Source organism: Micromonospora sp. NPDC049048 (genome assembly GCF_043197615.1).
Classification (GTDB): Bacteria; Actinomycetota; Actinomycetes; order Mycobacteriales; family Micromonosporaceae; genus Micromonospora.
Map to the genome: position 1 here is coordinate 1084181 of NZ_JBICTM010000001.1, position 14958 is coordinate 1099138.

At 71.5% G+C, this 14958-nt stretch carries 14 protein-coding genes; 13 read left to right on the plus strand and 1 reads right to left on the minus strand.

The features are described from left to right. Window positions 1-10: 10 nt before the first annotated feature. From kynU to ACGFIG_RS05165, 13 genes are all read left to right on the plus strand, one after another. Window positions 11-1321: a kynureninase gene (gene kynU, locus ACGFIG_RS05105; RefSeq protein WP_392999263.1), complete on the plus strand. Its 1311-nt coding sequence runs from the start codon at window positions 11-13 to the stop codon at window positions 1319-1321. Then, complete coding sequence (locus ACGFIG_RS05110) at window positions 1318-2655, plus strand: FAD-dependent oxidoreductase (RefSeq protein WP_392999265.1); 1338 nt, start codon at window positions 1318-1320, stop codon at window positions 2653-2655. Before kynU ends, ACGFIG_RS05110 begins: the two co-directional genes overlap by 4 nt. 23 nt (window positions 2656-2678) lie before the next feature. Beyond that, window positions 2679-4160, plus strand: a complete 1482-nt coding sequence (locus tag ACGFIG_RS05115; RefSeq protein WP_392999472.1) for a 2-hydroxymuconic semialdehyde dehydrogenase — start codon at window positions 2679-2681, stop codon at window positions 4158-4160. A gap of 23 nt (window positions 4161-4183) precedes the next feature. Continuing rightward, entirely contained in the window at window positions 4184-4978 is a 795-nt protein-coding gene (locus tag ACGFIG_RS05120) for a 2-keto-4-pentenoate hydratase (RefSeq protein ID WP_392999474.1), read from the plus strand. Continuing rightward, entirely contained in the window at window positions 4975-5916 is a 942-nt protein-coding gene (locus ACGFIG_RS05125) for an acetaldehyde dehydrogenase (acetylating) (protein WP_392999267.1), read from the plus strand. Before ACGFIG_RS05120 ends, ACGFIG_RS05125 begins: the two co-directional genes overlap by 4 nt. After that, window positions 5913-6989 (plus strand): 4-hydroxy-2-oxovalerate aldolase, encoded by a 1077-nt coding sequence (gene dmpG / locus ACGFIG_RS05130; protein WP_392999269.1) that lies wholly within the window; start codon window positions 5913-5915, stop codon window positions 6987-6989. Before ACGFIG_RS05125 ends, dmpG begins: the two co-directional genes overlap by 4 nt. 55 nt (window positions 6990-7044) lie before the next feature. Next, window positions 7045-7818: a 2-keto-4-pentenoate hydratase gene (locus ACGFIG_RS05135; protein WP_392999271.1), complete on the plus strand. Its 774-nt coding sequence runs from the start codon at window positions 7045-7047 to the stop codon at window positions 7816-7818. After that, entirely contained in the window at window positions 7815-8315 is a 501-nt protein-coding gene (locus ACGFIG_RS05140; RefSeq protein WP_392999273.1) for a RidA family protein, read from the plus strand. Before ACGFIG_RS05135 ends, ACGFIG_RS05140 begins: the two co-directional genes overlap by 4 nt. Further along, window positions 8312-8836, plus strand: coding sequence for a 3-hydroxyanthranilate 3,4-dioxygenase (locus ACGFIG_RS05145; protein WP_392999275.1), 525 nt, complete (start codon window positions 8312-8314; stop codon window positions 8834-8836). Before ACGFIG_RS05140 ends, ACGFIG_RS05145 begins: the two co-directional genes overlap by 4 nt. After that, complete coding sequence (locus ACGFIG_RS05150; protein ID WP_392999277.1) at window positions 8836-9870, plus strand: amidohydrolase family protein; 1035 nt, start codon at window positions 8836-8838, stop codon at window positions 9868-9870. The genes ACGFIG_RS05145 and ACGFIG_RS05150 overlap by 1 nt, the downstream gene beginning before the upstream one ends. Window positions 9871-10060: 190 nt before the next feature. After that, complete coding sequence (locus ACGFIG_RS05155) at window positions 10061-11524, plus strand: amidase (protein ID WP_392999279.1); 1464 nt, start codon at window positions 10061-10063, stop codon at window positions 11522-11524. 73 nt (window positions 11525-11597) lie between these two features. Continuing rightward, a complete protein-coding gene (locus ACGFIG_RS05160; protein ID WP_392999476.1) occupies window positions 11598-11885 on the plus strand; it encodes a hypothetical protein in 288 nt (95 codons plus the stop codon). Then, window positions 11872-12279 (plus strand): DUF5130 family protein, encoded by a 408-nt coding sequence (locus ACGFIG_RS05165; RefSeq protein ID WP_392999281.1) that lies wholly within the window; start codon window positions 11872-11874, stop codon window positions 12277-12279. Before ACGFIG_RS05160 ends, ACGFIG_RS05165 begins: the two co-directional genes overlap by 14 nt. Window positions 12280-12360: 81 nt before the next feature. On the opposite strand, the gene pepN is transcribed toward ACGFIG_RS05165, so the two are convergent. Continuing rightward, complete coding sequence (pepN, locus tag ACGFIG_RS05170) at window positions 12361-14910, minus strand: aminopeptidase N (protein WP_392999283.1); 2550 nt, start codon at window positions 14908-14910, stop codon at window positions 12361-12363. Between the last annotated feature and the right edge of the window lie 48 nt (window positions 14911-14958).

The following is a 14958-nucleotide window of genomic DNA, read 5'->3' on the forward strand; positions in this document are numbered from 1 at the left end:
AGACAAGCCCATGCACACCCCCGCACCTGAATCGTTCGGGCTCGCCGACGGCGAAACCGGGGCGCGCCAGCTCGACGCCGCCGATCCCGGGCACCGCCACCTCTTCCACGTGCCGCCGGCCGACGGCGGCCGGTATCCCGAGGCCGCCTACCTGGCCGGCAACTCACTCGGCCTGCAACCCCGGGCGACCCGCGAGGAACTCCTCGCCGACGTCGAGTCGTGGAGCCGGCTCGCCGTCGAGGGCCACCTGGAGGGCGAGCGCCCCTGGCTGCCGTACCACGAGCTGCTGACGGCGCCGGCCGCGCGACTGGTCGGCGCCACCCCGGCCGAGGTCGTGGTGATGAACTCCCTGACGGTCAACCTGCACCTGCTCATGGTCAGCTTCTACCGGCCGGCCGGGGAACGCACCAGGATCGTCATCGAGGACAGCGCCTTCCCCTCCGACAGCTACGCCGTGCGCAGCCAGGCCCGCTTCCACGGCCTCGACCCGGACGCCACGGTCGTCCGGCTACGACCGCGGGCGGGCGAGGACAACCTGCGCACCGAGGACGTGACCGCCTTCCTGGCCGCCGAGGGCCACACCGTCGCGCTGCTGCTGCTCGGCGGGGTCAACTACCTCACCGGCGAACTGATGGACATCCCGACGATCACCGCCGCCGGCCGGGCGGCGGGGGCCGTGGTCGGCTGGGACCTGGCGCACGCCGCCGGCAACGTCCCGCTCGCGCTGCACGACTGGGACGTCGACTTCGCCGCCTGGTGCTCGTACAAGTACCTGAACTCCGGGCCCGGCGCGCTGGCCGGGGTCTTCGTGCACGAGCGGCACCTCGGCGACGCCGACCTGCCCCGCTTCGAGGGCTGGTGGAGCACCGAGGCGGCCACCCGCTTCGAGATGACCCCGGTCTCCCGGCCGCCGGCCACCGTGGAGGCCTGGCAGATCTCCAACCCGCCGATCTTCGCGATGGGCCCGGTGCGGACCTCGCTGGAGCTCTTCGACGCCGTCGGGATGCCCGCGCTGCGCGAGCGCAGCATCCGGCTCACCGGCTACCTGGCGGGGCTGCTCGACGAGGTCACCGCGACCCGGCCGCTGACCGTGGTCACCCCGCGCGAGCCGGAGCGGCGCGGCTGCCAGCTCTCGGTGCGCATCGGCGCGGGCAGCGCGTCCGGGCTGGCCAAGCGGCTGCGGCACGAGCACGGGGTGATCGCCGACGCCCGGGAGCCGGACATCATCCGGTTCGCCCCGGTGCCGCTCTATTCCACGTACCACGACTGCTGGCGGGTGGCCGAGGCGCTGGCCGCCACCGTGGCGGAGGTGAACCGATGACGCAGGAACGAGACGAGATCGCGGTGGTCGGCGCGGGCCTGGCCGGCTGCCTGCTGGCCTGCTTCCTGGCCCGGCGCGGCTACCCGGTGGCGCTCTACGAGCGGCGGCCCGACCCGCGTACCGGCAGGGTGGAGCGGGGACGGTCCATCAACCTGGCGCTCTCCGAGCGCGGCCTGGACGCGCTGCGGCGGATCGGCCTCGACGAGCAGGTGCTGGCCGACGGGTTGCCGATGCGCGGCCGGATGATCCACCCCGTGGACGGGGAGGCGCAGTTCCAGTCGTACAGCGCCTCCGGCGACCGGGCGATCAACTCGATCAGCCGGGGCGCGCTGAACAACGCCCTGCTGGACGCGGCCACCCGCCTGCCGGGCGTGCGGGTCGCCTTCGACCACCGGCTCGTCGGCCTCGACCCGACCAGCGGCAAGATGACCTTCGAGACCCCGCAGGGCGAGGTCGCGGCCACCGCGTCGGTCGTCCTCGGCACCGACGGCGCCGGCTCGGCGGTGCGCGGGCAGCTGCTGGCGTACGGGCTGCTGACCGAGAGCGTGGACTTCCTGGACTACGGCTACAAGGAGCTGACGATCCCGCCGCTGGGCGGGGACTTCGCCCTCGACCCGGAGGCGCTGCACATCTGGCCGCGCGGCACCTCGATGATGATCGCGCTGCCGAACCCGGACCGCTCCTTCACCTGCACGCTCTTCTGGCCCACCCACGGCACCGCCAGCTTCGCCTCGCTGGGCAGCCCGGCGGCGATCGAGCGGCACTTCGCCGAGCACTACCCCGACCTGCCGCCGCTCGCCCCGGGCCTCGTCGACGACTACCAGCACAACCCGGTGGGCGTACTCGGCACCGTCCGGTGCACGCCCTGGCAGGCGTACGGGAAGGTCGGCCTGCTCGGCGACGCGGCGCACGCCATCGTCCCGTTCTACGGCCAGGGCGCGAACTGCGCCTTCGAGGACGTGGTCGAGCTGGACCGCTGCCTGGACGAGTGCGCCGACGACTGGTCGGAGGCGCTGCCGATGTTCCAGCAGCGCCGGCAGGAGAACGCCGAGGCCATCGCGCAGATGGCGTTGGCGAACTTCGTGGAGATGCGGGACAAGGTCGCCTCGCCGCTGTTCCAGGCCGGCCGCAAGGTCGAGCACACGCTGGAGCGGCTGCTGCCGGGCCGGTACGTCTCCCGCTACGAGCTGGTGTCCTTCTCGACCACCCCGTACGCCGAGGTGCGTCGCCGGGTCCGCCGGCAGCACCGCCTGCTCGGGGCGGTCGCCGCCGGGGCGGCGGCGCTGCTGGCCGGCGCGGTCGGCCTGGCGATCAGCCGAGGGCGGCGTCGATGACCGCGACCTGGGATCCGCGCCTGATGGCCGGGACGGCGCCCGACGGCCCACCGCTGCTGCGCAACTTCGTCGGTGGTGAGTTCGTCGAGGGTGGGCGGCGGTTCGTCAAGCGCAGTCCGGTGACGGGTGAGCCCGTGTTCGAGGTCGTCGAGGCGGATCGGGGTTGTGTGGATGATGCGGTCGCGGCGGCGCGGGCCGCGTTGCGGGGGCCGTGGGGTCGGATGGGGGAGCGGGAACGCGCGGAGGTGTTGCGTCGGGTCGCCGATGAGTTGGAGCGGCGTTTCGATGATCTGGTGACCGCCGAGGTGGCGGATACGGGTAAGTCGATTTCGCAGGCGCGGACGTTGGATGTTCCGCGTGGTGCGGCGAATTTCCGTGCGTTTGCGGAGATCGTGGCGACGGCGCCGACGGAGTCGTTCACGACGGTGACGCCGTCGGGTGGTCGGGCGCTGAATTATGCGGTGCGTAAGCCGGTGGGTGTGGTGGCGGTGATTGTGCCGTGGAATTTGCCGTTGCTGCTGTTGACGTGGAAGGTGGCTCCGGCTCTTGCCTGTGGTAATGCGGTGGTGGTGAAGCCGAGTGAGGAGACGCCGGCGTCGGCGACGTTGTTGGCGGAGGTGATGGCGGCTGCGGGGGTGCCGGAGGGTGTGTTCAATCTGGTGCACGGGTTCGGTCCGGATTCGGCGGGGGAGTTTTTGACCCGGCACCCGGACGTCGACGCGATCACGTTCACCGGTGAGTCGTCGACGGGGAGCGCGATCATGCGGGCGGCGGCTGATGGGGTGCGGCCGGTGTCGTTCGAGTTGGGTGGGAAGAACGCGGGTCTGGTGTTCGCGGATGCGGATCTGGATGCGGCGGTGGCGGGTTCGGTGCGGTCGAGTTTCACCAATGGTGGTCAGGTGTGTCTCTGTACGGAGCGGATTTATGTGCAGCGGCCGGTGTTCGAGGAGTTCACGGCCCGGTTGGCGCAGCGGGCTGGTGAGTTGTCGTTCGGGTGGCCGGCCGACGAGGCGACGGTGAACATGCCGTTGATTTCGCATCAGCATCGGGAGAAGGTCCTCGGCTACTACGACGTGGCCCGTGGTGAGGGGGCGCAGGTGCTTGCCGGGGGTGGGGTGCCTGCGTTTGGTGATGCGCGTGATGGTGGGGCGTATGTGCAGCCGACGGTGTTGACGGGGTTGGGTGCGGATGCGCGCACCAATCGTGAGGAGATCTTCGGGCCGGTGGTGCACGTCGCCCCCTTTGACGACGAGGACGAGGCGTTCGCGCTGGCCAACGGGACGGAGTACGGGTTGGCGGCGGCGGTGTGGACGCGGGATGTGGGTCGGGCGCATCGGGCCGGTATGAGGTTGGATGCGGGGATCGTGTGGGTGAACACGTGGTTCCTGCGTGATCTGCGCACCCCGTTTGGTGGGGTGAAGGCGTCGGGGATCGGGCGTGAGGGTGGCGTGCATTCCCTTGATTTCTATTCGGAACTGACCAACGTCTGTGTGGACCTGGCATGAGCGAGCGCGGCGAGGAGCCCGAGATGAGCGTCGACTACGAGGCCGCCGCCAGGGATCTGGTCGAGGCGCGGGAGAGCGGTAAGCCGTGTCCGCCGCTGCGGGGGCGGCTGTTGCCGGAGGGCGACGTCACGTCGGCCTATCTGGTGCAGCAGCTTCAGGCACGGCAGTGGTTGCAGCGGGGTCACCGGCGCGTGGGCGCGAAGATCGGGTTGACGTCGCGGGCGGTGCAGGAGTCGTTCGGCGTGTTCCAGCCGGACTTCGGTGTGCTGCTCGATGACATGGCGGTGCCCGACGGGGCCGAGGTGTCGATGGGCCGGCTGTTGCAGCCTCGGGTGGAGGCGGAGGTCGCGTTCGTGTTGGGCGCGGATCTGCCGGATGAGCGGATCACCAGTGCGGATGTGATCCGGGCGGTGGATCATGTGTTGCCGGCGATCGAGATCGTGGATTCGCGGGTGGCGGGGTGGGACATCTCGATCGTGGACACGGTGGCGGACAACGCCTCCAGCGGCCTGTTCGTGCTCGGCACCACGCCGCGTCGGCTCGCCGACGTGGACCTGAGGCTGTGCGGGATGGTCCTCGAACAGGCCGGGGAGCCTGTGTCGGTCGGCGCAGGGGCGGCGTGCCTGGGCAATCCGTTGCACGCGGTGCAGTGGCTGGCGCAGACGATGGCCCGCTCGGGTGACCCGCTGCGCGCCGGGGACGTGGTGCTGTCCGGCGCGCTCGGCCCGATGGTGCCGGTGACGCCCGGCGCGGCGTACGAGGCGCGGATCTCCGGTCTGGGCTCTGTCCGCACGTGCTTCTCGAAGGAGGCGTCGTGAGCGTCGGGGTTGCGGTGATCGGGTCGGGCAACATCGGTACCGATTTGATGATCAAGGTGCTGCGGTTGTCGGAGTCGCTGCGGATGGTGGCGATGGTGGGTATCGACCCCGCCTCCGACGGCCTGGCGCGGGCCCGCAGGCTTGGTGTGGCGACGACTGCCGAGGGCGTCGACGGTCTCGTGGCGATGCCGGAGTTCGCCGAGGTGGAGTTGGTGTTTGATGCCACGTCGGCGGGTGCGCATCGGCGTAACGATGCGGTGTTGGCGGCGCATGGTCGCCTCGTGGTGGATCTGACGCCGGCGGCGATCGGTCCGTATGTGGTGCCGCCGGTGAATCTGGACGAGCATCTGCATCAGCGGAACGTGAACATGGTGACGTGTGGTGGGCAGGCGACGGTGCCGATCGTCGCGGCCGTCGGTCGGGTTACGCCGGTGGTGTACGGGGAGATCGTGGCGTCGATCGCGTCGAGGTCGGCGGGGCCGGGGACGCGGGCGAACATCGACGAGTTCACGGAGACGACGGCGCGGGCGATCGAGGTGGTCGGTGGCGCTGATCGTGGTAAGGCGATCATCGTGTTGAATCCGGCGGATCCGCCGTTGTTGATGCGCGACACGGTGTACTGCCTGTGTGAGGACGCTGACGCGGATCGGGCGGCGATCGCCGGGTCGGTGGCGGAGATGGTGGCGGCGGTGCAGGAGTACGTGCCGGGCTACCGCCTGAAGCAGGACGTGCAGTTCGACCTCGTGGACGCGTATGTGCCGTCGTTGGGGCGGCGTCTGAGCGGGTTGCAGGTGTCGGTGTTCCTGGAGGTCTCCGGTGCGGGGCATTACCTGCCGGCGTACGCGGGGAATCTGGACATCATGACGTCGGCGGCGTTGCGTACGGCGGAGCGGCTGGTGGCGGTGCGTTCCGAGGCTGCTTCGGGGGTGCTGTCGTGACTGATCTGTACATCCAGGACGTGACGTTGCGCGACGGCATGCACGCCGTGGCTCACCGGTACACCGTGGAGCAGGTCCGTACGATCGCCGCCGCGCTCGATGCGGCCGGGGTGGCGGCGATCGAGGTCGCCCACGGTGACGGGCTGGCCGGTTCGAGTGTCAACTACGGCCATGGTGCGGCCAGTGACGCCGACTGGATTTCGGCGGCGGCCGAGGTGATGACGAACGCGAAACTCACCACCCTGCTGCTGCCCGGCATCGGCACCATCGCCGACTTGAAGGCGGCGAAGGCCCTGGGCGTGACGAGTGTGCGGATCGCGACGCACTGCACGGAGGCCGACATCTCGGCGCAGCACATCGCGTGGGCGCGGGAGAACGGCATGGACGTGTCCGGGTTCCTGATGATGTCGCACATGAACGATCCGGCCGGTCTGGCGGGGCAGGCGAAGCTGATGGAGTCGTACGGGGCGCACTGTGTCTACGTCACCGACTCTGGCGGCCGACTGCTCATGTCGGACGTGGCGCAGCGGGTGGACGCGTACCGGCAGGTGTTGGCACCGGATACGCAGATCGGTATCCACGCCCACCACAACCTGTCCCTCGGCGTCGCCAACAGCGTGGTGGCGGTCGAGCACGGCCGGATTCTCGGCGACGCCGCGGTGAGCGACCAGGCGAGCCATGGGCGCACCGTGCGGGTCGACGCGTCGCTGGCCGGGCAGGGCGCCGGGGCCGGGAATGCGCCGTTGGAGGTGTTCGTGGCCGTGGCGGAGTTGCACGGGTGGGAGCACGGTTGTGACGTGTTCGCCCTGATGGACGCCGCCGACGACATCGTGCGCCCGTTGCAGGACCGGCCCGTGCAGGTCGACCGGGAAACCCTGTCCCTCGGCTACGCCGGGGTGTATTCGAGTTTCCTGCGGCATGCCGAACGCGCCTCGGACAAGTACGGGGTGGACGTGCGGTCGATCCTGGTCGAGTTGGGACGCCGTCGGATGGTCGGCGGGCAGGAAGACATGATCGTGGACGTGGCACTGGACCTCGCCGAAGGTCGCGCGCAGACGGGCGCGAGACAGTGAGCGTGAGGATCGAGCCGGGTGTGCGAGCCGCGCAGTCGCGAACGAGGGAGAAGCCATGATCGGGCCGGACACCGCCGGTATCGCCGAGCGGTTGGGCGTGGCGGCCGACACCGCCACCGCCATCCCACAACTGGCCGCCGAGACCGGTCTCGATGTGGATGCGGCGTACGCGGTGCAGACCGCGTTGATCCAGCGTCGCCTCGACCGGGGTGAGCGCCTGGTCGGGTTGAAGATGGGCCTGACCAGCAAGGCGAAGATGGCGCAGGTCGGCGTGGACGAGGTCATCTGGGGCCGCCTCACCGACACCATGCGTGTTCCCGACGGCGGCACCCTCGACCCGAGCAGGTTCATCCACCCCCGCGTCGAGCCGGAGGTGGCGTTCCTGCTCGACCGCCTGCCCGAACCCGGCGAGCCGGTCGGGGACTTCACCGACGCCGTCCGCGCCGTCGCGCCGGCGATCGAGATCATCGACTCCCGCTACGCCAACTTCAGCTTCTCCCTACCGGATGTGATCGCCGACAACACCTCCGCCGCCGCGTTCACCATCGGCGCCTGGTCACCCGTGCCCGACGGCCTGGACAACCTGGGTGTGCTGCTGGAGATCGACGGACGGGTCGCGCAGGTCGGCTCCACCGCCGCGATCCTCGGCGACCCCCGCCGCGCCTTGGACGAGGGCATCCGGCTGGCCGGACGCCACGGCGTACGCCTGCGCGAAGGGTGGGTGTTCCTCGCCGGTGCCGCCACCGCCGCCGTCCCCCTGAAACCCGGCGCCCACGTCCGCGTCGTCGTCGAACACCTCGGCACCATTTCCCTGCGAGCAGCAGCATGACCACCAACCACGACACGACCGCGAACCACGGCACGACAGCCGGCCCCGACACGCGCGCAGGCCACGGCACGGGCACGCAGGCGCACGTCGTCGCCGGCAAAGCCGTACCCCGAGGCGCGTTTCCCCACGTCAAGGTTGCCGGCGGCTTCGTCTTCGTCTCCGGCACCTCCAGCCGCCGCCCCGACAACACCTTCGCCGGCGTGCAGGTCGACGAGCTCGGCACCACCAACCTCGACATCCGCGCCCAGACCCGCGCCGTCATCGACAACATCGCCGACCTGCTGAAGACCGTCGGCGCCGACCTGACCGACCTCGTCCAGGTCACCACCTACCTCGTCAACATGAACGACTTCGGCGGCTACAACCAGGTCTGGGCCGAGTACTTCGACGCCACCGGCCCCACCCGCACCACCGTCGCCGTCCACCAGCTACCCCACCCACACCTGCTCATCGAGATCCAGGCCGTGGCCCTTCTTCCGTCAGGAGGTCAGTCGTGAGTGAGATCGCGGAGCCGTTCAGCTTCCCCGGCTGGATCGCGGAGAACCAGCACCTGCTGAAGCCGCCGGTCGGCAACAAGGAGATGTTCCCGGGTGGGGACGACTTCATCGTGATGGTGGTGGGCGGGCCCAACCAGCGCACCGACTTCCACGTCGACCCGTACGAGGAGTTCTTCTACCAGGTCAAGGGCAACATGCACATCAACCTGATGCTCCCGGAGGGGCCGCGTACGGTGCACGTGCGCGAGGGCCAGATGTGGATGCTGCCGCGCAACACCCCGCACTCGCCGCAGCGGCCCGAGGCCGGCTCGATCGGCGTGGTCGTGGAGCGGGTCCGCGAGGAGGGCACGCTGGAGAAGTTCCAGTGGTACTGCACCGAGTGCGGGCACAAGGTGCACGAGGTCGAGTTGCAGGTCCGGGACATCGCCGCCGACCTGCCGCCGGTCTTCGCGGCGTTCTACGCCGACGAGGCCGCGCGTACCTGCGCGAACTGCGGCGCGCTGCACCCGGGCAAGGGCTGATGCCTGCCGGGCCCGGGCAGGGGCGGCCTCCGGTGGTCGACGTGCACACGCACGTCGTACCGAAGGGATGGCCGGACCTCGGCGCGGCGTGCGGCGGGTCCGGTTGGCCCTGGCTGCGCGTCGACTCCGAGCGGGCGGCCATGATCATGGTGGGGGAGACGGAGTTCCGCCCGATCGGGGCGGAGTGCTGGGACGCGCCGACGCGGCTCGGGGACATGGCCGCCGACGGCGTGGACGTGCAGGTCGTCTCGCCCACCCCGGTCTTCTTCAGCTACGACCGTCCCGCCGACCAGGCGGTGAAGGTGGCGCGGATCTTCAACGACCTGACCCTGGAAGTCACCGCCGCCGGCGGCGACCGGCTGGTGCCGTTCTGTCAGGTGCCGTTGCAGGACCCGGAGGCGGCCTGCGCCGAACTGGACCGCTGCCTCGCGGCCGGGCACGCCGGGGTGGAGATCGGCAACCACGTCGGCGACCGCGACCTGGACGACGCCGGCATCGTGGAGTTCCTGACGCACTGCGCCGAGGTGGGCGCGCCGGTCTTCGTGCATCCGTGGGACATGCCGGGCGGCCCCCGGCTGGACCGGTGGATGGCCCGCTGGCTCGCCGGGATGCCCGCCGAGACGCACCTGTCGGTGCTGGCGCTCATCCTCGGCGGCGTCTTCGACCGGGTGCCCGACACGCTGCGGATCTGCTTCGCGCACGGCGGCGGCAGCTTCCCGTTCTGGCTGGGCCGCGCCGACAACGCCTGGCACCGCCGGGGCGACCTGGTACGCGGTGCCTCCACCGCCCCGCCCAGCTCCTACGTCGACCGGTTCTGCGTGGACTCGGTGGTCTTCTCCGCGCCGGCACTGCGGCTGCTGGTCGACACGATGGGCGCCGATCGGGTGCTCGTCGGCAGCGACTACCCGTACCCGCTGGGGGAGCGGCCGGTCGGCCGGGTGGTGCGCGAGGCGGACTTCCTCAGCGCCGAGCAGCGCGACCTGCTGCTCGGCGGCAACGCCCTGCGCTTCCTCGGCACCGCGGGGCAGGGGTGAGATCCGGAGCCGTCGCGGCCCCCAGTGCGCGCGACGGCTCCGGAGCAGAGGGACTCAGGAGTGCGGGCAGGTGTCCCGGTACTCCTCGATCGTCGAGCCTTGGGGGCCGGGCAGAGGAACTGGGCGCGTCGCGCCCGGCGGCCGGCCGTGTCGCGCGGCGCAGCGGGACACGGGCGGGCAGGATGAGGGGATGGCCGAGCCGCACGACCTGACCGCGCTGGAGCAGGCCGCCGCGATCGCGCGCGGCGAGCTGTCCAGCGTCGAGCTGGTCGAGCACCACCTGACCCGGGTCGACGCGCTCGGCGACACCGTCGGCGCGTTCGTCACGGTCACCAGCGAGCGGGCCCGCGTGGCGGCCCGCGCGGCCGACGCCGTACCCGCCGACGAGCGCGGCCCCCTGCACGGCGTACCGACCGCCATCAAGGACCTGACCCTCACCGCCGGGGTGCGCACCACCTTCGGCTCGGCGGCGTTCGCCGACTTCGTGCCGCCGGTGGACGCCGACGTGGTCCGGTTCATGGCGCGGGCCGGGCTGGTGAGCCTGGGCAAGACCACCACGTCGGAGCTGGGCTGTTCGCTCTACTCCGAGGGGCTGGTCGCGCCCCCGGCCCGCAACCCGTGGGACCTGGCGTACACCGCCGGCGGCTCCAGCGGAGGAGCGGCGGCGGCCGTCGCGGCCGGGCTGGTGCCGGTCGCCCAGGGCTCCGACGGCGGCGGCTCGCTGCGCATCCCCGCCTCGCTGTGCGGCCTGGTCGGCTACAAGCCGAGCCGCGGCCTGGTCTCCGGCGGGCCGGTCGGCTTCGGCGCCTACGGCCTGCCCACCAACGGCCCGATCGGGCGTACGGTCGCCGACGTGGCGGCGCTGCTCGACGTGCTGGCCCGGCCGGTGCCCGGCGAGCCCTACCTGGCGCCCGACCCGCCCGCCGGCGGCTGGCTCGGCGCGGCCCGGGCGGCCGACCCGGGGCGGCTGCGCGTCGGGCGGTTCACCGCCCCGATGCTCGCCGACGAGCCGGTGCACCCCGACTGCCTCGCCGCCGTGGACCGGGCGGCGGCGCTGCTCACCGCCGCCGGCCACGAGGTGGTCGACGTCCCCGCGCCCCTCGGGCCCGCCGTGTGGCCGCTGTTCGAGATCGTCTGGTACGTGCTGGCGCTCGCGCCCGTGCCGCCGGGGCGGGAGAGCGCGCTGCTGCCGCTGACCCGGCACCTGCGGGCCCGGGCGGCGGAGATCTCCGCCGGCACCCTCACCGCCACGCTCGGCGAACTCCAGGCGCAGGTACGCCTCGGTGTGCGCCGTACCGCCGGCTGTGACCTGCTGCTCTGTCCCACCCTCGCCGCGCCGCAGGCGCCGCTGGGCTGGTTCACCGAAGGCGGCGACCCGGCCGAGGACTTCGACCGGCAACGTCGCTTCTCGCCGTACTGCGCCGTGTTCAACGTCACGGGTGATCCGTCCGTCTCCCTGCCGGTGGGCGTCACCGCCGAGGGGCTGCCCGTGGGGGTCCTGCTGACCGGTCGGTACGGCGACGACGCGAGGTTGATCGCCACGGCTGCGCAACTGGAGCACTCCAGTGGCGGATGGGATCGCCACCCCGCAATCTGGCGGGCCGTGGGCTCCGCTAACGTGAATGGCGACGGTGTCGGGCGGTCGGCGCCATGATCGTCCACCCGACCCGGATCCTTGAGGTCTCTTCTTCCGCCTGGGGGCGTTGGGATTGTCTGTAACCGAGACGTTGCTGGTCTTCGTCGGCATCCCGGCGGCCGCGGTGCTGGTGATCGCCGGTCTGGCGTACGCCGGTAGCCGTGGCGGCGGCGGTGGCGGCGCCAGGCGCTACCGGCCGGGCCGGCCCTTCGACTTCACTCCGGTCTGGTTCCTGGGCCGGCCGGAGCAGCTGGCCGACTCGGCCGGCACCGCCCTGGCAGCGGGCGCGCAGGCGCCGGCGCTGACCAGCCGCAAGCAGGAGCAGGCCGGCATCGAGGCGCCGGCCGGTGGAACCGGAGGCGCAAGTGACCGTTGGTGAGAAGCAGGCCGGGACGGGTAACCCGCCCGAGGTGCTGGACGGGCCGTTCTCGACCCGCCAGCTGCTGCGCATCGACGAGGCCCTGCGCCTGGCCGACCAGGGCACCGGCCTGGTCTTCTCGGTGTTCGTCGGCGGCCTCGACGAGCCGATCCGGGAGCACGCCGAGCGGCTGCACCGCCAGCTCGCCGAGCCCGACAAGTCGGTCCTGATCGCCGTGTCGCCCAACCAGCGGCAGCTGGAGATCGTCACCGGGCGGCACGCCCGCAAGCGCATCCCCGACACCTACGCCCGGCTCGCCGCGCTCTCCATGGTGGCGGCGTTCGGCGGCGGCGACCTGACCGGCGGCATCATCATCGGCCTCGACCAGCTCGCCAGCCACGCCGGCAAGGGCTGACCGTCCGGAGACGACCCGCACCACCACGGTGAAGCCCGGTCCGCCACGCGGACCGGGCTTCACCGTGTGCTGACGCTTACGTCAGGCGCTGCGGGCGTCCCGCTCGCGGGCCCGCAGGGCGCGGACGACGCCGTCGCGGCCCTCCGCCACCAGCCGGCGCAGCGACGCCGGCTGACCGTCGCCGGCCAGCCACGCGTCGGTGGCCGCCACCGTCTCGTCGTCCACCAGGAACATCGGGTACGCCAGCTGGACGAACTCCTGCGCCGGCTCGCTGTCCCGGCTGCCCCAGACCTGGTCCACCACGGCGAAGTACTTCTCCCGGTAGGGCGCGATCAGCTCGTCCTGCGCCGGGTGGATGAAGCCCTGCAACAGTGCCCGGTTGCGCCAGTTCGGCAGCGCCTCCGGGCCCGTCAGCTCGGCCCACACGGCGGCCTTGTTCTCCGCCGTCGGCAGCAGCGCGTGCGCGTACGCGGCCTCCCGCTCGCCGCTCGACGTCCGGTCGCCGGCCAGCTCGGCCTCGATCTCGGCGGTCCCGGCCGCGCCGTTGGCGACCAGCGCGTCCAGCAGCGCCCAGCGCAGCTCGGTGTCGATGGACAGGCCGGCCGGGACGTCGTTGCCGGCCAGCCAGCCGCGCAGGGTCGCCAGGTCCTCGGCCGAGCGGGCCGCCTTGGCGTACGCGCGGGCCCAGGTCAGCTGGAATCCGCTGCCCGGCTCCGCCGCCGCCAGCGCCGTACGCGCGGTGCGGGCCAGCTGCGCCCAGCCGGTCGGCGCCCACGCCGGGTCGGCGTAGTAGGTGAGCGTCGTGATGGTCTGGCGCAGGGCGGCGTTGACCAGGTTGATGTCGGTCTCGGCGGGCAGCCCCGCCAGCACCAGCGCCACGTAGTCGCGGGCGGCCAGCTCCGCGTCGCGGGTCATGTCCCAGGCGGCGGTCCAGCACAGCGCGCGGGCCAGCGACGACTCGAAGCCGGCGATGTGCTGCACCACGGTGGCCATCGACCGCTCGTCGAGGCGCAGCTTGGTGTAGGTGAGGTCGTCGTCGTTGAGCAGCAGCACGTCGGCGGCGGGCACGCCGCGCAGCGCGGACACCTCGGTCCGCTCCCCGGTGACGTCGACCTCGTGGCGCTCGCGGCGCACCAGCCGGCCGTCGGTCAGGTCGTAGAGACCCACCCCGATCCGGTGCGTACGCAGCGTCGGGTGCCCGGCCGGCGCCTCCTGGAGCACGACCACCTGCTCGTAGCTGCCGTCCGCGCCGATCGTCAGCTCCGGCCGCAGGGTGTTGACCTGCGCCGTCTCCAGCCACTGGGCGGCGAACTTGCGCAGCTCCCGGCCGGAGGCCGTCTCCAGCTCGCTGAGCAGGTCGTCGAAGGTGGCGTTGCCCCAGGCGTGCTTGGCGAAGTAGGCCCGCAGCCCGGCCAGGAACGGCTCCTCACCCACGTACGCGACCAGCTGCTTGAGCACGCTCGCGCCCTTGGCGTAGGTGATGCCGTCGAAGTTGACCTCGACGGCCTCCAGGTCCGGCATCTCGCAGTAGACCGGGTGGGTGGAGGAGAGCTGGTCCTGACGGTAGCCCCAGTTCTTCCGGATCGACAGGAAGGTCGTCCAGGCCTCGGTGAAGCGGGTGGCGTGGGTGTTGCACCAGTGGCTGGCCCACTCGGCGAACGACTCGTTCAGCCACAGGTCGTTCCACCAGCGCATGGTGACCAGGTCACCGAACCACATGTGCGCCAGCTCGTGCAGGATCGTGTTCGCCCGCTGCTCGTACTCGTAGTCGGTCACCTGGGAGCGGAAGAGGTAGTGCGCCTCGGCGTGCGTGACGCAGCCGAAGTTCTCCATCGCGCCGGCGTTGAAGTCGGGCACCCACAGCTGGTCGTACTTGGGCAGCGGGTAGCGCACGCCGAACTGCTCGTGGAAGAAGTCGAAGCCCTGCTTGGTGACCAGGAAGAGGTCGTCCGAGTCGAGGTGCTGCGCCATCGAGGCCCGGCAGAACGCCCCCAGGTCGATGCCGTCGTGGGTGTCGCGCACCTCGTGGTACGGCCCCGCGCAGAGAGCGGTGATGTAGGTGCTCATCCGCACCGAGGTGGGGAAGTGGACCGTCTTCAGCCCCTCGCCCGCCGCCTCCTCCCGCTCCACCGGCATGTTCGAGACCACCTTCCAGTGGTCCGGGACGGTGGCGTGCCAGGTGTAGACGCTCTTCAGGTCGGGCTGGTCGAAGCAGGCGAAGACCCGCTGGGCGTCGGCCGTCTCGAACTGGCTGTAGAGGTAGGTCTCGCCGTCGACCGGGTCGACGCTGCGGTGCAGGCCCTGCCCGCTGTTCGAGTACGCGAAGTCCGCCTCGACGACCAGCGTGTTGTCGCTGTCCAGTCCCGACAGGGTCAGGCCCTTCTCGGCCGACCAGTCGCTCAGGTCCACCGGGGCGCCGTTCAGCGTCGCGGACCGTACGGAGTCGGCGGCAACTTCGATGAAGGTGCTCGCGCCGGGTTGCGCGCACCGGAACCGGACCTCGGTGGTCGAGCGGAAGGTGCGACCCTCCGCCGCCCGTACGGCGGACGAGAGGTCCAGACTGATGTCGTATCCGGTCACGTCGAGCAGGCGGGCCCGCTCGGTGGCCTCGACCTGCGTCAGGTTGCGCACTCCCGGCACTTTTCGTCTCCATCCCGTCTCGCCGCACGCCTCTTGGCG